Annotated in this window: 16 protein-coding genes; 2 read left to right on the forward strand and 14 right to left on the reverse strand. The window is 45.6% G+C overall.

Features of this window, described 5'->3' with window-relative positions; all coding sequences use genetic code 11:
- Window positions 1–51: 51 nt before the first annotated feature.
- Together L6475_RS05870 and L6475_RS05875 are read left to right on the forward strand one after the other, a co-directional pair.
- Window positions 52–2,934 carry a glycoside hydrolase family 2 TIM barrel-domain containing protein gene (locus tag L6475_RS05870; RefSeq protein WP_237823513.1) on the forward strand — a complete coding sequence of 961 codons (2,883 nt, stop codon included), beginning with the start codon at window positions 52–54 and terminating at the stop codon, window positions 2,932–2,934.
- A gap of 172 nt (window positions 2,935–3,106) precedes the next feature.
- Complete coding sequence (locus L6475_RS05875) at window positions 3,107–6,313, forward strand: DUF6055 domain-containing protein (RefSeq protein ID WP_237823516.1); 3,207 nt, start codon at window positions 3,107–3,109, stop codon at window positions 6,311–6,313.
- An 841-nt stretch (window positions 6,314–7,154) separates the two neighbouring features.
- On the opposite strand, the gene L6475_RS05880 is transcribed toward L6475_RS05875, so the two are convergent.
- Genes L6475_RS05880 through L6475_RS05945 form a run of 14 tightly spaced genes read right to left on the reverse strand, consistent with a single transcriptional unit; the run spans window position 7,155 to window position 21,208 of the window.
- Window positions 7,155–7,625: a glycosyltransferase gene (locus L6475_RS05880; RefSeq protein ID WP_237823518.1), complete on the reverse strand. Its 471-nt coding sequence runs from the start codon at window positions 7,623–7,625 to the stop codon at window positions 7,155–7,157.
- Between the two features lie 16 nt (window positions 7,626–7,641).
- A complete protein-coding gene (locus L6475_RS05885) occupies window positions 7,642–8,097 on the reverse strand; it encodes an oligosaccharide biosynthesis protein Alg14 (protein ID WP_237823520.1) in 456 nt (151 codons plus the stop codon).
- 10 nt (window positions 8,098–8,107) lie between these two features.
- On the reverse strand, window positions 8,108–9,247 hold the full coding sequence (locus L6475_RS05890) for a glycosyl hydrolase (RefSeq protein ID WP_237823522.1): 1,140 nt from the start codon (window positions 9,245–9,247) through the stop codon (window positions 8,108–8,110).
- A 2-nt stretch (window positions 9,248–9,249) separates the two neighbouring features.
- Entirely contained in the window at window positions 9,250–10,149 is a 900-nt protein-coding gene (locus L6475_RS05895; RefSeq protein ID WP_237823524.1) for an ATP-grasp fold amidoligase family protein, read from the reverse strand.
- Entirely contained in the window at window positions 10,146–12,545 is a 2,400-nt protein-coding gene (locus tag L6475_RS05900; RefSeq protein ID WP_370641663.1) for a CotH kinase family protein, read from the reverse strand. The genes L6475_RS05895 and L6475_RS05900 overlap by 4 nt, the downstream gene beginning before the upstream one ends.
- A complete protein-coding gene (locus L6475_RS05905) occupies window positions 12,542–13,573 on the reverse strand; it encodes a glycosyltransferase (protein WP_237823528.1) in 1,032 nt (343 codons plus the stop codon). Before L6475_RS05905 ends, L6475_RS05900 begins: the two co-directional genes overlap by 4 nt.
- A gap of 12 nt (window positions 13,574–13,585) precedes the next feature.
- Window positions 13,586–14,194 carry a serine acetyltransferase gene (locus L6475_RS05910; RefSeq protein WP_237823530.1) on the reverse strand — a complete coding sequence of 203 codons (609 nt, stop codon included), beginning with the start codon at window positions 14,192–14,194 and terminating at the stop codon, window positions 13,586–13,588.
- 24 nt (window positions 14,195–14,218) lie between these two features.
- A complete protein-coding gene (locus L6475_RS05915; RefSeq protein WP_237823532.1) occupies window positions 14,219–15,280 on the reverse strand; it encodes a glycosyltransferase in 1,062 nt (353 codons plus the stop codon).
- A 48-nt stretch (window positions 15,281–15,328) separates the two neighbouring features.
- On the reverse strand, window positions 15,329–16,390 hold the full coding sequence (locus L6475_RS05920) for a polysaccharide pyruvyl transferase family protein (RefSeq protein ID WP_255777664.1): 1,062 nt from the start codon (window positions 16,388–16,390) through the stop codon (window positions 15,329–15,331).
- A 2-nt stretch (window positions 16,391–16,392) separates the two neighbouring features.
- The gene (locus L6475_RS05925) at window positions 16,393–17,739 is read right to left on the reverse strand and encodes an O-antigen ligase family protein (protein ID WP_237823537.1); all 1,347 of its coding nucleotides are present in this window, start codon (window positions 17,737–17,739) and stop codon (window positions 16,393–16,395) included.
- An 8-nt stretch (window positions 17,740–17,747) separates the two neighbouring features.
- Window positions 17,748–18,701 (reverse strand): nitroreductase family protein, encoded by a 954-nt coding sequence (locus L6475_RS05930; RefSeq protein ID WP_237823540.1) that lies wholly within the window; start codon window positions 18,699–18,701, stop codon window positions 17,748–17,750.
- Between the two features lie 47 nt (window positions 18,702–18,748).
- Window positions 18,749–19,546, reverse strand: coding sequence for a phosphorylcholine transferase LicD (locus L6475_RS05935; protein WP_237823542.1), 798 nt, complete (start codon window positions 19,544–19,546; stop codon window positions 18,749–18,751).
- 30 nt (window positions 19,547–19,576) lie between these two features.
- Complete coding sequence (locus tag L6475_RS05940; protein WP_237823544.1) at window positions 19,577–19,984, reverse strand: adenylyltransferase/cytidyltransferase family protein; 408 nt, start codon at window positions 19,982–19,984, stop codon at window positions 19,577–19,579.
- Window positions 19,985–19,987: 3 nt separating this feature from the next.
- Complete coding sequence (locus L6475_RS05945) at window positions 19,988–21,208, reverse strand: ATP-grasp domain-containing protein (RefSeq protein ID WP_237823546.1); 1,221 nt, start codon at window positions 21,206–21,208, stop codon at window positions 19,988–19,990.
- Between the last annotated feature and the right edge of the window lie 11 nt (window positions 21,209–21,219).

A 21,219-nucleotide genomic window follows, 5' to 3' on the forward strand; every position in this document is an offset into this window, starting at 1 on the left:
GGGTTTATCTCATCCCACCCAAAAAGGAATCTTCATCATCAATCATAAGAAATGGATACGCTGAAAAACATTCTCATTGGTGCCCTCGTCTGTCTGGCATGTACCTCTTCGGCTTTGTCTCAGGCCACCGTCCGTGATTGGGAGAATCCGCAGGTGGTGGGTATTAACAAACTGCCCTATCACGCCACGTTGCAGCTGCCCTCCAAATGGAAGGAGTGTAAGGAAATCGTGTCGCTCGACGGCCGGTGGCGCTTCCATTGGAGCCGCAACCCAGAGGAGCGGCCCGTGGACTTCTACCGCACAGACTACGATGTCAGTCAATGGGACAGCATCACCGTGCCCGGATGCTGGCAGATGCAGAACTTCGGCAAGCCCATCTACACCAATTCAAAGTATCCTTTTCAGCGTAACGCGCCTAGCGTGACCGGCGAGCCGCCACAGGATTGGTATGCCTACGATCACCGCAACCCTGTGGGCTCTTACGTCACCTTTATAAATATTACGCGCGAGCAGCTGCCGCAGAACCTCATCCTCCACTTCGCCGGCGTCAAGTCGGCCTTCTACGTGTGGGTGAACGGTCAGCGCGTGGGCTACAGCCAGAACTCCATGTCGCCTGCCGAGTTCGACATCACAGGTTATGTTCGCGAAGGACAGAACCGCCTCGCTGTGGAGGTCTATCGATGGAGCGACGGCTCCTATCTTGAGGACATTGACATGTGGCGTCTGAGTGGCATCTTCCGCCCTGTGCAGCTCTGGGTGAGGCCGCCCGTGCATATCAGCGATTACTATGTTACGGCTATCCCCAACACAGATTTCAGCATCGCAGAGGTCAAGGCCGATGTGGAACTGTGCAACACCAGCCGCAAAAGCGTGAAGGACCTGAACGTGGCCTTCCTCATTGAAGGGAAGGAAATCAAGGGTAGCGTACATCGCCTTGCGGCCAAAGACACGATGCACGTGCAACTTCGTTGTGAGCTTCGGCATCCGCGTCTCTGGTCGGCAGAGAAACCACACCTCTATCCCTTTGCTGTTGAACTGCGCGACCGCAACGGACAGACCATCGAACACTTCGACTACCATCTCGGCGTCAAACGCATAAACATCGTTGGCGAGGTGTTTAAGATCAACGACTGGAATGTCAAGTTCCGTGGTGTCAATCGCCACGACCACCACCCACGCATGGGGCGCTATGTCGATGATGCCACCTGCGAACTCGACATCCGACTGATGAAACAGGCCAACATCAACTTCCTGCGCACCACCGTCTATCCCCACACCGCACTCATCTATGAGCTCTGCGACCGCTATGGACTCTACGTCATGGACGAAGCATGTAACGAGAGCCACGGCTATGGCATAGGCAACAAGGAGCTGGGCAACGACCCCGCATGGCGCAAGGCACATGTGGATCGGGCCGCATCGCTCGTGCTACGTGACCGCAACCATCCCAGCATCGTCTTATGGAGTCTTGGCAACGAGGCCGGCGCAGGCATCAATGCCGAGTCCATGCGCGACACCATCGTACACCTCGACCCCACACGCCCGCCCTTCTACGACAGCGACCGCCGTTGCTCCGCCATCTACGACGACAGCTACCTCTACCCCGATGAGATGAAGCGCGTCGCCGAACGCGTCACAGACCGACCCTTCATGATGCGCGAGTACTGCCATGCCATGGGCAACTCCTTGGGGAACCTTCAGGAGTACTGGGACATTATCTATGCCGACTCCACCATCCTCGGCGCAGCCATCTGGGACTGGGCCGACCAGGGACTCGCCAAGCCCATCGACGGCTCGCCCCTGTGCTACTCCGCAGACCTGACCCTGCAGCCCGATGAGTTTTGGGCCTACGGCGGCGACTTCGGCGACAAGCCCAATGACGGCCGCTTCCTCATCAACGGCATCGTAGGTCCTGACCGCAAGCCACATCCCCACTATTACGAAGTGCAGCACGTCTATCAACCCCTCCATTTCGAGCGCGGCGACGATGGTACTGTACACATCATCAACCGCGACTGCTTCACCGACATCAACGAATACGACATCACTTACGACACCCTGCACTACGGCAGCGAGACACTGCTCAACATCGCTGCCCGACTCCGCCGTGACATGCCGTGGGCCCGCAAAGGCTTTGCCGTAGCCCGCGAACAGTTTGTGCTCGAGCCATACGCCTTCCCTGCCAAGGCTGACATCACGAAGTGTGCGAGGGCGGAGGGCAAGGCGAAGGGCGTCACCGTCTGCGGCAATGTCCTCATGTCGTGGATTGTCGACGGGCGCGAGCTGCTCCAGGCTCCCCTCGAACCCTATTTCTGGAAACCCGAGAACGACAACCAAAGTGCCGCCGGATTCGCACACCGTACAGCCGTATGGAAAGAGCCGAAGGACGTCAAAGTGACCTACACCACGCTCAACCACCAAAGCATACTCGTCGAGGTGGACTACCGTCCTTCGTCCCACGACCGCCCCGTCATACCTAAATTCGGTATGCGCATGCGACTGCCTGCCGACTTCACGCAGATTCGCTATTACGGCCGGGGACCGTGGGAAAACTATCCCGACCGCAAACGGTCAGCCTTCCTCGGCGAGTACGAGATGCCCCTCAGCGACTTCCAAACCGAGTATATACACCCGCAGGACAATGGTAACCGCTGCGACGTACGATGGCTCACCCTCACTTCGCCAACCACAATCGTCCGCATCGACGGACTTCAGCCGCTCTGCATCAGCGCATGGGACTACGGCGACGAAGACCTCGGGCCGCTTCATCCCTACGAAGTGCCGCGAGGCCGTTTCGTCAACGTCAACATCGACCTCAACGTCCACGGCGTAGGCGGCACCGACACATGGGGAAAGCGCACGCTGCCCCAATACACCATCGATGGCAACCAGCCCCACCGCTTCAGTTTCGTCCTCTCGGCAACCACCCGTTAATCCCGATGAAACCGGCGAAAAGGCAACATTGAGGGTGTGCGTCAGTGATATTGTTACGACGCTACCATTCATTGTTACACATTGGTTTTGCCACCTGCGCGAAGCAGCGTACTTTTGCAGCCGAAATCATCTCGTAGCAATGAATCACAGTTTCAATATAATAATTTCATCGATGAAAAAACAACTATTTCTACTATTGGTGTGCTTCGCGGCCCTTGCGGCTGCAGCCCAGACCGATATCACCGCTCAGTACCTGAAGAACTACGGTTTCGACAGCGGCTTCCACCACAAGGCGGGAGCCACTACAGAGGTAAAGCAGGAAATCAAAACCATCACGGGATGGACGGCCGGCTTCACCGTCGATTACACCATCACGGGCATCTACGAATATGGTTTTGCAGGTAAGTTCAACGGCGGCGAAGTGCCGGCCCAGGGCTACGAAGGCAGCGTGGGCGGTGCGCTGGCGCTCTCAACTGGTTGGGGCGTGGAGATGACCTACAGCCAAAATGTCACCCTGCCCGCAGGTACATACACCATCAACGCGCCCACCTACAACGCCAAGAGCACTACCAAGGGCAAATCGCTGCTGGCATGGATTCCGCAAAGCGGCGACGCCGTTGTCTCCGCGCTCAATGGCTACCCCTCGAAGATATGGACGCTGGATCAGATTACCTTCACGCTCACCGAAGAGACTCAAGGTAAGATACAGATTGGATATAAGGCAGCTGAGAACACCGGGTCGGGCAGCTCGGCCAACCTGCTCATCGACTACGTACAGATCCTCGTCAAGAGCATGGACGAGAGCAAGCTCGAGCTCGGCAAGACGCTCGCAACCGCCAATACACTGTACGGCGACGGCAGCGGACGCGGGGCCTGCGACCTGAAAGCCGCTATCGACCGCGCTCAGACCGCCTACGACGGCAGCGACACACCGCTGGCCGAGGTGTTGGCGGCGGACGAAGCGCTGAAGGCGGCCATTGAAACATACGCTTGGTTGAACGCATCACCCAATGCTCCTGTGGACTGCACCGAACGCTATATCCAGAACCCGTCGTTCGAGATCGATGGTACTGCAGGATGGAGTGTGTTGGGCATGAGCATACAGACCAACAGCTATTTCACCAAGAAAGAAGGCACCAACTACATGGAAGCATGGACCAGCCGCGGCAGCAAGATCTCCGAGGCCAGCCTCTCGCAGGTGCTGAAAGGACTGCCCAAGGGTAACTATCGTTTGCAGGCTGGTGCGCTACATATCCAGCAATCCGGACAAGGCAGCACAACCAACACTGGTTTGCCGCAGAAAGGTGCCTACCTCTATGCCGGATTCTCCAAGACGCTCATCACGGCCATGAAGACCTACGCCGTCACTTTCTCCATTGTCGATGAGCATGGAGAGGTGGAAATCGGCGTGACGACCGAGAATCCCACCGGCAACTACCTCTGCGTGGACGATTTCCATCTCCAATACATCGGTGAAATCGGCACATCGGACATCGCCAAAGAATTGCAGAGCCTACTGACACATGCCGAAAGCTATTCCTCAAATGGCATGCAGCAACCGGCATCCGAAAGCCTCAGCCAAGCCATAGAGGCCGCACGTCAGGCACTGACAGGAACAGGCACTGACGATGGCGGCAATACCATCTACGATGAGAACGCACTGAACGAAGCGTACGCCGCGCTGACGGCAGCCATGACGGCGGCCAAGGAGTCGGTGGCGCGCTACACATTGCTGCAGGAGCGCATTAACTATGCCGACAAGGTGCTGGCGTGGTGGAAGGACATGCCCCGCAAAGCCACGGCGTGGGGCGTTCTTGACCAGACCGTAGCCACGGCCAAGGAGCAAGTGAAGGACTGCACCCTGACCGACGACCAGCTGAAGGCCGCCGTCAACACCCTGAACAACCGCATCAAAGCGGTCGATAAGAAGATCTATTGCAGCGGCAGCGCCTGCGGTTCAGACTCGAAGTTGCAGGACAACAATAACCAATGGAGCCACAAGCGCTCCTACCAGTCGAAGCACTGGGTGCTCTTTTGGGAGAAGGAATACGGCGACGAAGTGCCAAGTGCCGTACCGGGCATTTTGGATACGGCCGACAAGATCTTCGAGATGTATGCTGACAAACTCGGCTTCATCACCATCAACCAGGGTAAGTCCAAGAGCGACACCTACAAGATGATCATCCGCCTCTTCTCCACTAGCGAATGGAAGGCCGAAGGCAGCGGCATCGACAACCAGATCGGTATGCTCTCGCTCTCGCGCTGGGCTTACACTTCGCGCGGCGGACAGACAGTAGCCCACGAGATAGGGCACTGCTTCCAGTACCAGGTCCACTGCGACAACAACGACTGGAACGGATGGATGTACAACTGGCACGAATCCACACAGAATCCCTTCTGGGAGATGTGCGCCCAATGGATGGCCTATGTCTATTATCCCAGCAAATTGCTCAATGACAACGAATGGCTTTGGAACTCGCTCAACGGTATGCACCGCCATCCTCTGGCCGGCTACCTGCGCTATGAGAACTTCTTCATCCAGGACCTCTTCGTGCACAAGCACGGCTGGGACGCCGTGGGACGGCTGTGGAACGACTGCCGCGACCCCGAAGACCCCTTCGAGACCTACATGCGCACCCGCATGACGGGTACCACCAGCCAGAAGGTCAGCCAGCTCGGCGACGAACTCTGGGAGTGGGGAGCACGCATGACCACCTTCGACCTCGACCCCATACGCTCCATCGGCGACGGCAAGGCCAGCTGGCGCAGCCAGACAGCACTCACCAAGGACGACGACGGCTACTGGTGGCCCGAGAAGAAAAACTGCATCGAGAACTACGGCAACAATGCCATCCGCCTCAACGCTCCCTCCAAGGCCAAGACGCTCTACGTGGAGTTCGAGGGCAAGGCCGGTGCCGACGGCTACACCGCTAAAAATATCACGCGCGCGGGATGGCGCATCGGATTCGTAGCCTTCAAGAGCGACGGCACGCGCGTCTATGGCGACATGCACCGCGCCGGCTACAACGACGCCGACCAACTCATCGCCTTCGACTGCCCTGCAGGCTGCAGCCACGTGTGGCTCGTCATCAGCGGAGCACCCTCGACCTATTGGACACACAACTTCACGGGATGGATAGACAACACCGAGGAGCAGTGGCCCTACCGTGTCAGGTTCTACCAGACCAACGTCTACGGCGAGGCCAACAACGACGACGTGCCGACGGGCGTTGAGGGCGTTGAGGACACTGAGGCGCTGAGGCGCGAAGACTTTGCCATACACGACCTCAGTGGACGAAGGCTGGGACAGGGTGCACCGGCGCTCCGCAGCCTTCGCCACGGCATTTACGTCGTAGGCGGCAAGAAAGTGGCGAAATAAGTTGCCTAAAAACACGTTTTCGTTGCCATGAGCGTGTAAAAACGTGCAGAATGTGTCGTAAAAGAGTCACCAGTAGTTTACAATAACTATGTAACTCACTGATAATCAACATCCGTTAGCCGCCGCGCAGGCAGCCGTTGAGGAGTAAATATCACTCTTACTTTCGAGGCCGACGCGCTGCTGCTATCTGGTCAAAATTGATGTGTCTTGCTATTTATATCTTGGCACTGAGTAAAATTACTCACTTCACTGAGTAAAATTTTGAGCTATGTATAAAAGGTCTGAATATCAAGTAATTACAAGTAGATTAAAAGAGCCAAGGAAGTTTATTCAAGTTGATAACAAAGAACAGCCCATTTAACGTTCTGGAATAGCGCGCTTGGCGTATTTATATGCACTTTTCTACTGCATATTTATAACGTCAAGACGCGTGAGAATCGCGCGGAAATCACCAACTCCTACTTCGCACTTCTCTGTGCGAAATATGAGCGCGTTGTGAATAATTCACAATGTACTGAATTTTAGCTACTTACGATTTTTGCGCTCAAAACAGTGTTTCTTTTTCGTTAATAACTCCTGAGATGAGGTTGCAATAGAACTTCTATTATACCGTAACCACATTCATCCTATACTACAACTGAATTTCTGTTATGATACAATAGAACTTAAACTGTGGTATAGAAGTTAAACAGTTGCAGTATAGGATGAATGTAGTTGCGATATAGCGGAATATTTATTTCAATTCAGATGATTTTTCGTACCTCAGCCGTTCTAGTTTGCGATTTTTGTTTGTCTTGATTTTCGAAAATTTTAGTGAATAGATATACAGAAATCGCCTCTCTTACTTGTCTATAAAGTCCTCTATGGATTGTATAAGAGAGGGGGAAGCACTGTTGCCGATGTGCTGTAAGGCAGTCAGTTTTCCATTCAGCAGCATTGCAGTCAGTTCCTCCTCGTCCATGGCAACATTCACAGTTCCCATTTCCTTAAATTTCCGTGCAGTAGCCAGTTGGTGTTCGTTGCGGTGTTCACCCAAGGCAGCTATGCGAGGAAAAACAATTATGGGCTTGTTCTTTTGCAGGGCCGACAAGATGGTACCCATTCCCGCGTGAGATATAATGAGTCGGGCTTTGTCGAATAGACTGTTGAATTCATCAGGGGCGATGAATTCAACAGTTTTTATATTTTTAGGCGTGAATCCACACTTATATACCTGAGCAATGATTTCCTCATTCAGCTGTGGAGCCAGATTGTCTATTATTCTGATAAGGCGGTCGAACGGAAGTTGCGTTCCAATAGTTACGAATATCATGATGAAAAACGTTTAGTTAATTTCCAAAGACATTTCCAGCATATTGTATTTTTTCTGTAGCGAGATCCTTCCATTGTGTATAAGTCCGTGAGGCAAACCTCGAAGCCATCCGTCCGCTAGCAGACAGATGTACAGCATTGGCGATGCTGTCTATCCATATCGTCTTTATCCCAATCAGTTTGCCTGCCATAAGGAATACCAATCCGGGAGCAGCCCCGGTGGTGATGATGGCATCAGGTTTCTCTCTCAGTATTATTCTTATGGCTTTGAAGAACGATGGTATCAGTCGCCACGCATCCGACCTGCTGAAGTCAGTCGTCTGGTAGAATTTCTGTCCTTCTACCATTGTGGCGCATTTTGGGTGTGTTGAGACATATAGCATGTCATAGTGCTCTTCCATGGGGCGTGCTATTCTCAGCAACTGTATCCAGTGTCCGCCTATTGAGGCTACTGCCATTACCTTTCTTTTCATTGTTATCATCCTATCTAATAATAATATTCTTTTGGTTGATAAAAGATTTCATATCAGTTGAATCATTGAAATTTTTCAAACTCCATATCTGAACGATACTAAGATTTACTCCTGTAGCTTTTAGCATTCTATTCAGATGTCTTGTATAATAATATGGTATTTTTCGTTTGTTGTTGTTCGTTTCAAACAAAGCTGTTGCCATTTTCCTTTTTTTGGCAATCTTGCTCACCATCTTAGCTCTGTTTACAGCAGCTTTCCAATCCTTGTCAGACTTTCCGATAGCATAATCGTCAAATCCTATCACGTCAACATAGCTGTCTCCAGGGTAGCGTGACATAAATTCCTTTTCATTGTTTACGAAACGGTCTGAACAATATGCCCATAGAATCTGAGCATTGGGAGCATATTTCCTAATGATTTGTTCAGTTAATATGAAGAAACGTTTATAGTCATCCGCCGAAACGTACTTTGCTCCCCACCACATCCAGCTGTCTTCCCATTCATGCCATAGACGGAAAATAAATGGGATCGGTTGTCCGTTTTCATCAACAAATTCATTGATTATGCCAGCAACCTCTTTGCACCTGTCTTCAAACCAGACTCGGGGAGTGGGGTAGAGCAGAACATTGTCTTTACCCGACAGGTTTCCCTTGCCGCACACGTCACCACTATTTTCCAGAATTTCCTTTATGACATAGCGATGTTGAACAGGATAATCGGGGATTTTTTTATTATTAATATATCGAAACCCTGATGTCAATGGGAATCCTGTAGGGACATACGGATTCTCCAGATGCCATGAAAAACTTGCTATGGCTCGGCGTTCACGCCATGTTTCCTTAACAATTTTAATCAGGTTCTCTCTTGCTTTCCGAATCGCTTTTGGCTTGTGCCATGTACCACTGGCATAGTGGAAATCCACACCGTATATTATAGGTTGGCTTTGTAGCACGTTTTCGTATGCAGACTTCAGTTCTCCGCTTTTCCTTGGATCATAGAAATTATATTGGCTATAATAGGTCTTTCCTTGAAGGGCAGCCTGTATTAGTTCTTTTTTTAAAGAAGCGGCATCACTCCAAGTTTGTGCCAAAGATACTGACGACAGCATCAGACAGCAAGTGACATTGCAAATGATATGATATATATTCATCTTCATTCTAATGGCAATACTGTTAATTCACCAAGTTTGTCAAGGAATTCTTGTGTATAAAAGTCTTGATAGCCTCCCTGTGATGTCATTGTAATTTCGCCAAAATAGATTTTATCGTCTACAATATATAAATCAATGCGAGCTGCAGGTAGCCCTTTGCCTAGTTTTCCTGCAATTTCGATAAGACGATCAAACTCTCGGGGACGGGGAATTTGTTCCATGGGTTTCACATAGTGATTAGTCCAAACAGACCATTCTGGATGAAACTTCCAATCCATATCATATAATGCAACATTTGCATGATATTCTTTGCGGTTCCATGTACACCATATAAACTTGGGATTCCCATGAAATACCCATATCTTGTAATCGATCAGCGAATTTGAATTGCATGGCTGTGTTGATACATCTAATAATTTTTCTGCTATGATGCATGGCTTTATTAGTGCGTAATGAGGTTCGCCAGACAAAACGCTCAATTTTTCATGGAGGCTTTTGCAAAAATGTTTCTTCGTGGCCTCGATGTCCAACAAACTCTTATCCTTGCATATCACCACATCGCCACTGCCGTTGTTGCATTTCATGACGAATTGCTGTGGCAGCTTCTCCCAATCAATCTCCTCCACTGTGTCCCACTTGCCAATGAGTGGAATGAGGCAATCTTCTAAGCCACATTCCTTCACATAATCTCTGACACGATACTTGTCTGCCAACAACGGCCACTGACTTGTATCCCCGTAGAACTTCATCCAGTTGATTTTTTCGTTGATATCTTTGGGATGCTCAAAGTTAGGCCAACGGCGCAACTTGTACCAGAATTTCAGGCGAGCCACCCTAATAGGCGTCAAAACTTTCAGTGTGACCAAAAGCTGAACGAAAAACAAAATCAAAGACTTCATCATTGCATGTTAGGATTCTTATGAAGATATTTTCTTCTTTCCCCATTTGAATAAACCACAATGTTCACTCCATTTTCTATGCCGCTACGTCTGACACCAGATGGAGAATAGACTCCCACAACCCTATTGGTGTAGTCTTGCCATGTCCTGTTAGATCCAATATTAGTTGTTTCTTGCACTTTGTTAATCTCCACATTCGCGATATTGGATTCTGCAACATAATCGCTGAAGTCAATAATCTCCTCACCAGACGATATGAAATATTCCTGGATAGAAAGGTCACTGTAGTAGATTGTCATTTTCCATGTGTTGCCTGAAAGGGATTTGAAACACAAAGGATAATTAGAATAGTATGCGCCATCGAAATCTCCGGCTTTCAGTTCCACATCGTTGAGGAAAACCTGTTCTGACCCAATATTGACTTTCAGACCGAACACATATCCTAAGTCAAAGAACCCAGCCATTTCCTGATATGTCTCCATAGGTCGCTTTTTCAAATATCCTTTAACATATTCCAGTCGATATATATATTTATTATACAACGATGCAGGCCTACCCCAAGCTTCATGTGTGGGAATAATTTCGTCCTCAATTTCGTCTCCCATTGTTTTCAGCAACGGAATGGTAATAGCTGGTTTAAGAAAATCGCCAAGATAAACGGAAAACTTTTCGATGAATAGTTTGCGGAATTCAGGAAACCCTATCATCACTATAGGAAACTGGTGGTGACGAGCTTTTCTAGGGGAACTGATAACTTTATCTCCTTCCTCGCCATTCAGAAAGAGATAGTCAAGAAAGTTGGTGATTCCTTTCCTATCGTAGACGGCATCCATATCCTTTAGTATCCACTTCCATTTCCCTTCTTGCGATAGAGGCTTCCATAGAGAAACATTATTAGATGGCCAGTCCCAATTAGTGGCAAAGACTTCAGCTATTAGGTAGTTTACAAGGTTAAACACATCAATTTTATCTGCGATTTCACTATAAGTGATATCCTCCTTTTGATAAATTCTTTCAAGTCTAGTATTGGCCATCAGTCCCACGCAAATAATGCTATCATCATCAATGCCGTAGTTGGCCTCTACATAGTCTTCGTTACTTCTCTCCCTCAATCCGTATATTCCTTTGTAATCTCCATTGATATAGCATACACATGGGCTATAGGCCTGATAGTCTATACTATCAATATAAGAGCCTATGACACGTTGGATGAAAGCATCTTCAATTCGGAAATCCTCACATCTGTTGCCGCCATTGCGTAGCACAAAAGACTTTACTGCGGTAACATTAGGCTTCTCTGGCCAAAAAGTTGCATTGAAACGCTTGGTGCCGAAGCGCTTGTTCGCATACACTTTAAGAGATTTTTGTGCAAATTTTCTTGAGTAATTTCCCCCCACAGCAGTCTCGCCGATTTGATTGAAAATTCGCATGCCATTGGCATCGAAGTACTCCACGTTGACAGGTCTGCGCCACGACTGTTGGTAGTTTGGCTTGCTACCGTCGGCAGAGTCCGGACTCAGGATTCCATACTCCGAGTTGAAGAGATATGCACTGTCAAGCACTAACGAAACGATGGGATGGACACCATGTTCTCCAGGAAAAATATATGACTGTGTGAGTGTGGAGGAGAACAACGCTTCCTGTGAAATCAATTTGGCCCGGACAACGGTTGAAGTGTCGATATAGATAGAGAAACTCGTCCCACTTGCAGAATTAAGGCTTGGCTCCTCTCCGTTAAGAGTCATGTAAATTCGTGTGTCATCGGGAAAATCGCCCTCAGGCATCGTTATATTAATCGTTAAAGGACTGTTGCAAAGTTGACCTTCAATGTCGAAAACAGGTTGTGGCATCAGTAGGTCAGAGCCTCCTCCACCATTGGTTGTTCCTGGGGTAGGAATGAGTTCGTATTGCCATGTATCGCCACCATCAACAGTGCGTCCGTACGCAATGTCAATGGCCTTCATCTTCTTGTGGGTGAGTTTGTCTATCAGCGTTCCTTTCTTGTCAAACAGACACACCATTCCTTTCCCGGAGTCAATACGGAAATTAGTGTGCAGCCCGTTGCCGACCTTGTCGCAATAGATGACGACATGTCCGTTTGGTGCTATGATGGAGTCAACAGTAATGGTGTAAGATTCTGCCACATCTTCAGAAAGGCCAATACGCATTTTCTTTATATTAATCTCATTGTCCGTTGGATTGTACAACTCAACCCACGAGTCGGGGAAATCATAATCGACAAATAATGAGTTCACATTTGATTGCATGATTTCATTAATCACCAGGCTATTCCCTTGTGAATAACCATTTTTCACTCCTATATTAAGAGTGAGTAATACTAAGAAAAGGAAATGTTTTTGCATGTTCAATGCTTTTTTGTAAATATCGGTCTTTCTCATATTAATTCTATCTTCTTCAAAAACTCTTTTGTGATGATATTACGCACATCATATTTCTTCGCTTCCATCTGACACAGCTCTTTCATTCTGCGGATGTCATATTTTCCTTCAATACATTCTTTCATCCTACATGCCAGTGCATCTGCATCATGTACAGGAATGAACAACCCCGTTTCGCCTTCCTTCACGAACTGGCTGTTATGAGCCCAGTCGGTGATTATCATAGGCAATCCTGCCACAAAGGCATCTATAAAGATACCGGCAAAGCCTTCTCCCCTCCAGCATGTCGGGAATAGCAGCATATCGTATGTGGCCAACCTGTCATATCCTTCTGTTTGCCGCATATCAAGAAATCCTTGATAGTTCACATTTGTCAATCCAGAGATTCCCTCCTCAAAAGTTGTTTTGTAGTCATCCGCCACTTTTCCATAAAAGTCAACAACAAACCGGTCCTCTATTCCCCAGTCATTCAAGAGCTTTGCAGCTGCCATAATCTCATTGCATCCTTTTTCTGCCATAATGCGTGAAAGGAATACAAAGCGCAAGACATTTTGGGGAACACTTACTTTTGGAAGATAATCGATGCGTTTGAAATTAGGGACTTGCATGACACCTTTCACACCACATTCCTCCAACTGTCGAAGCATCAAAGGACTCTCTACAAGAGTATGCTTGGCATAACCGATAACATCAGCATCGAACACACCATTCTTCACTTTATCGCCCAAAGTTCCACCTATAACCCAATGAACAACATTACGCCTGAGGTTCAATTTCTTGAACCATTTCAACATGCTATATATATTCGAGGCTGAAGTGGAAAGAACAATAGTGGCTTGGGGCTTAGTGACCACAGACCATAATGCCTGCAAATAGACCCACGGGTGTTTACGCTTTTTATAAAAGTCCAAGACCGTTACCTTGCAGTTCTTTTTCAGTTCTGCAATAATATATTGGTTTTTTGCTGCTTCTCCGTCAACAGGAGCTCGCCCTTGGTTGACCCAGCCTACGAATATAATGTCTTTCATACAATCAGTTTTTTATTCAGAAACAGGCCACGGATTTTTGATATAGCGAGCAGGATTTTCATAATTCAACACTTTTGCTGGGACCCCAGCTGCTGTTGCATTTTCTGGGATGTCTCTAGTGACGACAGCTCCGGCTCCTATGGTTACATTACTACCAATCTTCACATCATCGACAAGACATACATGGGGACCGATATAGACATTATCACCAATGATAGCAGGTGTCTTGTGGTTAGTCCCGATATTGTCAAATTGCGATATGTTTACATTGTTTCCTATAACTGTACCACTATTGATTCCTAAACATATCTTGTGCCCTATAAAAAAACCGTATCCGATTTTCGTTGTAGTAAACATTAGTACTTTTGCTTTTCTTTTCGAATAAAAGAAAATAATCTTAAAGAGAGGTGTCAACCATCCTTTATATTGACACAGTCGGAACCAAAATTGCAACGAGGACTCTGTATGTATTAAACTATGCCAAATGACAGAAAGCGTTGATTCCTTTTTTCCGGAAATTCTATACCTGTCACTTTTGATAAGCGTCATGCAATCCTTATAACATTCTGCTATAGGAATGCGTATTTGCTTTCCGTTCAATTCATAAACTTCTGTTTTCATATTCAATTATGTTACATTATGTTTTCAACGTGAACCATTATTTTGACTATTCAACAGTTCCTTGTATTGACAGATGTATTGTTGGGCAGTTTGGGTCACATCAAAATGAGTTTTTGAAAAATTAAAAGCCTCATCGACAATTGACTTGTCGATGGGATTGATGATAAACTGATACAATTTGTCTGCCAAATCCATGCTATCACCATGCTTGAAGATAACACCAAGCCTGCCACCCGCAATGACCTCAAGAGGTCCCTCCAAGTCGCTCGTAACTACAGGCAATTTTGCGGCACATGCCTCTGCCAAGGTTAGTCCAAAACCTTCACTAATACTGGGCATTACAAAAATGTCATAGTCTTTCAAATGGGAATAGACCCATTCTCGCGATTTAAATCCGACAAACTTAATATGTTCTGTCAGATGATACTGAGCAACCATCTTTTCCAATTCAGCTCTATCATCGCCGTCTCCAATGAGGTCGCACGTAATGTTTGTAAGATGTCGCGAGTTTACCAAATCGTTCAAAGCGTCTATGACTAATCTCTGCCCCTTTTCAGGATGCAAGCGTCCGACACAGACTATTTTATAAGTATTTATTTTCGCAATTACCGAAGTATCTTTTATCTCGATATCGTTAGTATGAATACCATTATAAATCACTCTTCCGTTAGGAAAACCTTGGCTTGCCGCGTAGTCTTTAACAGCTTCTGATATGCAAAATAATCGTTGGTAGCGGCTGAAATATTTGGAAGGACAATACGTGTTATGTATGGTGAGGACTTTTCGCCAAGGAAACCATAAAGTACCGATTAAGTTGCCTTGATGGCAATGTATCAAATCTGGGGAAAAGCTCAACAAGAATATATTTAGTTTTGCCAGTGATATTATGTTCTTACTGCCAGGTTTTCGTCTGACGAGTATAACCTTCACTTTTGGATCTAATGTTTGCAACAGCTCCTTATTGTAATAATCATTTATGATATATAGCCTCACATCACAGGATTTCAGCTGCTCGTTGATAATGTCCACAAGCATAGTTTCTACTCCTCCATAATCGAATGACCACGTCAAATGTGCTATTCTCATATAATATCAAACTTCATGTTTCAAGTTTCAGGCTTCAAGTCTTAAATTTCAAATTCTGCAGGAACAGGCCTCCTTTAGAAAGTCAAGAGATTCTTCTCGCATCTTTTTGATTATCTCGTCTATGACTGCATAGTCGATGTCTTTGTTAATAACATATTCCATCGTTTTGTACAAAGCACTTGTATCCTTACAGAAATGGTCCGACAATCCCAATTGCGCTAACAGACTCTCTTGACGTGCGGCGCGTCCTGCTTTTGCAGGAATAATAACGAACTTTTTGTGGAAAAGTATGCAAAAAACCACACAATGGAAGGAGAATGTAACAACAATTTTTGCATATCTGATGGAGTTGAGCCATCCGGCAACAGAGAGATAAGCCCGCTGCTTGAATCCAGATATAGGACGGTTTGAACGTAAGGATATTGCCTGCAAATGGTTGTTATTAGCGAACTCTGCAATGATTCTCTGCTCGTCTTTATTTCGAATGAATGTGAAATACACCAGTTCGTTGGTCTCATGCAGGGGGCTATATTTTCCGCATATATCGTCGTATGATGATAGCAGCAACGTGGGGTCAGCTACTAGTCGCGCGTCAATACCAAATGTATTTTTGCATATAGCCACTCCAGACTGTTCCCTCACACTCACAGTATTGAACTTGTGAAGCAATGCCTTCACTTCTTCTGTCAGAGCTGGCGATAGCCAACTGTCTGTTCCGAAACTAGCAGCATACGAAATACGGCATACATCGTCGGGCAGGAAAGTGAAGAAATATACAAGTGAATCCAAGCGTTTCGTGATATCTGGATTCCACACTTGATCAGAGCCTACAATGTACAAATCGCTTCTATGCTGAGCATTCTTCAATTCAGTAGTGGTCTTATATTCTCTTGTAAAGTAATTCAGGTGTTTTTTCCTGAACAAGAAGAAGAGAAAATCTTGTGGTATCTGTAGTAGGGTGGTGTACCAGCTGAAATATATTTTGGGAAGTTGAATATCTATAATGTCAATTTGGTGCCCCATGCTTTGTAAAGTTTTACACAAAGCATAGCACTGAAGGTTTGCACCGAAGTTTGACTCTTTGGAGAAGGTTAAAATCGAAATCTTCATACTTATGAATATTTTTTATAATTCACATTAAAATATCGTAAATACTCTATCAGCAGATAGATAAAGAACATCTGCATATTCCCATAAAGGTGGTCGTTCTTGAATGAAATTAATATCAGTAACAGATAAAACAGAAAGGCTGACATGGTAACGTCAGATATTTCCCTCCTTTTATATAGGAATTTTGTGATAGTCCACGATAGGAAGATGAATAAAGCTATGCCAAAGAATCCAAAGTTCATCAAAGGATTTACCCATGCAAGGTCGCCTGAGGAAATCTGACCAATGAGTTCAGTGCGGTGGTTAATTGTACCTAATTTAAAATTGAACTGTTGTCGCGTTTTTGGTGAGTCTTCGTGACGAGTGCCTATTCCAAATACTGCATAACGAGGATGCTTGATCATATAATCAAGCCGTTCTGTAAATAAGAGTACACGGAAAGAAAATGTGCCATTCTCATTTTCAAATTCGTTATAGACGGCACTTTCGTAGTCCAAATTTATAACAGTTTTGATGTCATCTGTGGTGGAACGATTACTTGCTTCATTCTCAAAACGGTTCATAATGGCTTCACCCGCAAATAGGGAGAACACTAATCCAATTATACCATATTGAACGATTTTTCCGCCTTTCTTGGTAATAAGCAAATGCAAAACAACACAAAAGACGTATGCTATCATCACTGCCCGATGCTGGGTTAGGAGTATGGCAATCAAGAATAATAGGACAAGGACCACACTTTTCCATCTGCTAAAGTCTAACCTAATGGTGGCCAAAAGCATAAAGAAATAAGCAAGATAGGGAATGTTACGATAGCGTGCAACCCCAATATCATTAGCTCCTTGACCTACATTTGCATGTTGTAGGATTTTCATACCAAGAAGTGGTTGTAAGTCAAAAAGCACTGTTGATATGATGGTGATGACTGCTATCTGTTTAAATAGATGGCTTATTTCCTGCTTTTTCAGTTCCTGAACAATCCAGAAGGAAAAAAGTGGTATGTAGGTGCGATAGTTTGCAAGAGCAAATGTGAAGAGCTCTTCTTTCAGAACTATGGTGCGAACAAACTCTAATGTTATATATAGGCCAATGAGAGTAACAACTTTATATATCTTAATCTGCGGTTTGAAGAATATATAGTTACCTTTTAAAGCATTCATCAGGGCGACTGCCATTAAATATACAACGGCAAAGTCTGGGTATTTCACTGGACACCATTTCTGATTCAGAAAGTGGAAACCACCAGTAAGGAAAAAGAAAAACACAAATGCCCCTCGCCCCTTACGGCCTTTTATATACTGAATCAGGCCATACAGTAATATGATTGCACAGATTACGAGAAATATCATATCTAAATCTAAATTATTTGATGAATAATCTGGTATTCTACTCTTTGGCTACCTGTAATCATAAACTTCTCTGGCGCATTACCTATACTGATAAAAACAGCAGGTATTTCGCTCTCTGAATAACCAACGATACTTCTAAGCTGTTTCTGTTTCTTTATGGATAGGTGAGCATTCAAAGTGCAAGCGCAAATCCCATAATAGTGGATGGCATAAAGCAGATTCATCGTGAATATACCGGCATCAAGAAATGCTGATGTTCTGTTTTCGCATTGCCAATGGCCCATATCTGCCGTAATCAATAGGATTTTATCTGCTTGATGTCCCCAACCAGTATGCCCCCTTTGCAACTTCAGAACTTCAGTCTTTTTTTCATCTGTTGCAATGACATACACTTTGATCTCCTGCCTGTTGCATGCAGATGGAGCAGTTTGGGCAAGATGGATAGCATTGATAATAGTCTCGTCAGGAACTTTTTCATCAGAATACCAACGCACAGAATGGCGTGAAAGGGCAAAGTCCTTGAAATTATCAGTGGGAGCAAAAAATTCGGATTTTGTAGTTTCATAACATAACTTAGTATCATACAACTTGCTCTTCAGCACTTCTTGTATCCCTTTGACAATATCATCAGGCAATTCAAAGCGATTATCAATATGCAAGTTGTAATACTGTTGCAGAATATCAATTGAGCACTGTATTTCGATATGATTAGGTGTGTAATCCTTGATGTATTTCCTACATCTGTCGATAATACCTCTCACTTTAGGGTATCCAAAACCTAATTTGCGCTTTGGCATAGTGAGTCCCTTTTCCAAAGTGTGATTAGCCACCATCAATTCGGCCAAGTTTTCTTTTTGTCCTCGTTTTATAGTACTGCTATACCAAAGATCATGCCACATCTTTAGGAGTGTCACACCCAAAAACGGGAGAAAATGTTTGGCAGCTCTAATTATTTCAATCATGCCTTGTCGTATTTATGTGTAGATGCCGTTCAATTCAAATTGAGCGGTTATTTGTAATAAGCTGTTATACGATGTTTTCCAACTCTTTTTTCAATAGGAGGCAACTGCATATAGTCGCCATAGCATATCCGGAGCCATTTGTCATACTGACGTATTGCCTTAAAAGTGCGTCCTTCAAATTCCACATCAACGTACTCCTCAAAAAGATCTGAGGGGTAAGTATCGAATGGGTTATCACGTGACATTGTTATGCCGACAAGCCCTGTTGGTGATCCATTGTATTTCTGCGATAACATGGAAATCTTTTTCTGTATGAATGTTCTTGGAACTGGCAACAACTTATGTAATAATATCTTAACTTTTCCCAGAAACCTCTTTCTTGTGCGCAACAAACCTTTCATGTCAGAGTTTTTTGTAAAGTTAAGAAATATTAGGAATCGTGTCCACTTTTGCCATCTTAATCTTTCCCTCACGTTGGTTGGGAAATTGTCAACGACAAACACATCTATAAATAGTCCGTATGACCGCATAATCCCATTGCTGGAAAAAATGGTGTTGGAGTTATACACTTTACCCATTGGGTTAAGATGATGCTTGTTGACGGTTATATCAGAAAACGGATAACGTTCAGAATGGTATAAGGCCTTGAAACGTTCATAATCAGCCCTTGGCATGATGACATCAATGTCGTCATCCCAAGGAATGAACCCCTTATGCCTAATAGCCCCAAGCAACGTGCCGTATGCCAGACTATAACGGATATTGTTTTTCTCGCAGAAGTCTGCGAAATGGACGAGTATCTCAAAAGGGATTCTTTTATATGCTTCTTCTTCTATTTCTTTCATTTCTCAATGGTTTAATTGTAATTCTTTTTTCTAACGCGTTTTGGAGTATTCACGCAGCATAGTAGAAGAGATGCCTTCCGTACGTGGAATGACAACAACCTCCTTGCCGTTCTCAAGACACCATTCCACCGCCCGTTGGAAACCTGCATGTGTCTGGTCGGGTCCTTTTGCAAATACGTCAAATTTAAAGTTTGGCAGGTCCTTGTCCACATCTCTATATAATATTACTTCATCGACATAACGTATGGTGCTGACCATATACATACGCTCTTCAGTGGTATATATCATCGACGTGCCAGGCTTGTATTTTTGAATAAAATCACCGTCCTGTACTGCTACTACGAGTCGGTCGCCCAGTTCCTTGGCCCGCTTGAAAAGGAGTATGTGGCCTATATGTAGCATGTCATAGACACCAACTGTCAAAATTGTCTTTCCCATTTCTTAAAATATATGAAGCACTCGCTTCGCTATTCTTTTAAAACTATATAATTGTTCTCTAAATTGCTTCTCAAACACCTTATAGGGGGCATCGTCTGTTTCATCTTTGATGAAGTGAATGTCAGCTGCTGCAAGTAATTTCCTGTATTCACGGAACGACATACATCCTTCGGAAAAATCATCCAAGGCCATCTTCTCATTCACAAATGTGGCAGCATGGGTGACCGTTTGTGTCATATCGTCCGTACTATCTCCGCACATCAATTTCACGAACATAGCAGGCAAGTTGACACCAGCTTTCAAGATAGCCATGCCGGAACCGCCAGTACGAAGATTCATCTCGTCAAAATAAAAAATGCCGTTACTCTCAAGAAAGTCTATATCGAAGACTCCTACGAATCCCATCTGGCGGATGAACTCGGCAAACTTGCCAATCAAGTCCTCAAAGCCAGCTGTGGGTAACACCTCGCCAGCCAAAGCCACACCTCTATGTCTCTTACTTTCTTTAAGAAATTTGATAATGCCAGGTATGATAACATTCGTTCCATCGGAATATCCAAGGACGGCATACTCGTGGCTGATATCTATAAAATCCTCTATGAGCACCTTTGTGATGTCATTCTTGTCAGCGATTGCAAGAACAGCCTTTAACTCCTCAGGATTATTACAACGCCGCTGGCATTTCTTTCCAGCTCCAAAGGATGACACAGGCTTAGTGAAGCAAGGGTACTTGATACCTTCGGGAATCTGGAACCCATCCCCTCTTTTCTCAATGACAACAGAGACTGCGGTGCTCAGACCCACAGAAAGTGCCAATGCTTTCTGATGGGATTTGTCCATCCAATAGGCGATAGAGAATTGAGAATTGAGAATTGAGAATTGAGAATTATTATTGATGATGTATGGAACAGCAAAATGTTTTTTGATCTCATCATCATCAATGGCCAGGGCAGAGAAGTCACTCGTTGGGAAAATGATGGGCTTCTGACCCTCCACAGCACATTTCTCCAAAAGCAACTTGACCAAACCTTCTGCTCCTTCTTGCCTATTAAAGAACAAGACTTCCTTTACAAATTTGCTATAAGCATCAATGGGTTTTGTCGGAAAACCCGTCTTGAAAGACCTTACATGTATAACTGTCACTTCACAGGCGATCTGGGCTACTGCTCTTATCACACCTAATCGGATGCCATAACCATGTCCTATTACAATAACTCTCCGCATAAAATGTTTGT

Origin of the sequence: Prevotella sp. E9-3, assembly GCF_022024015.1 — a bacterium.
Classification (GTDB): Bacteria; Bacteroidota; Bacteroidia; order Bacteroidales; family Bacteroidaceae; genus Prevotella.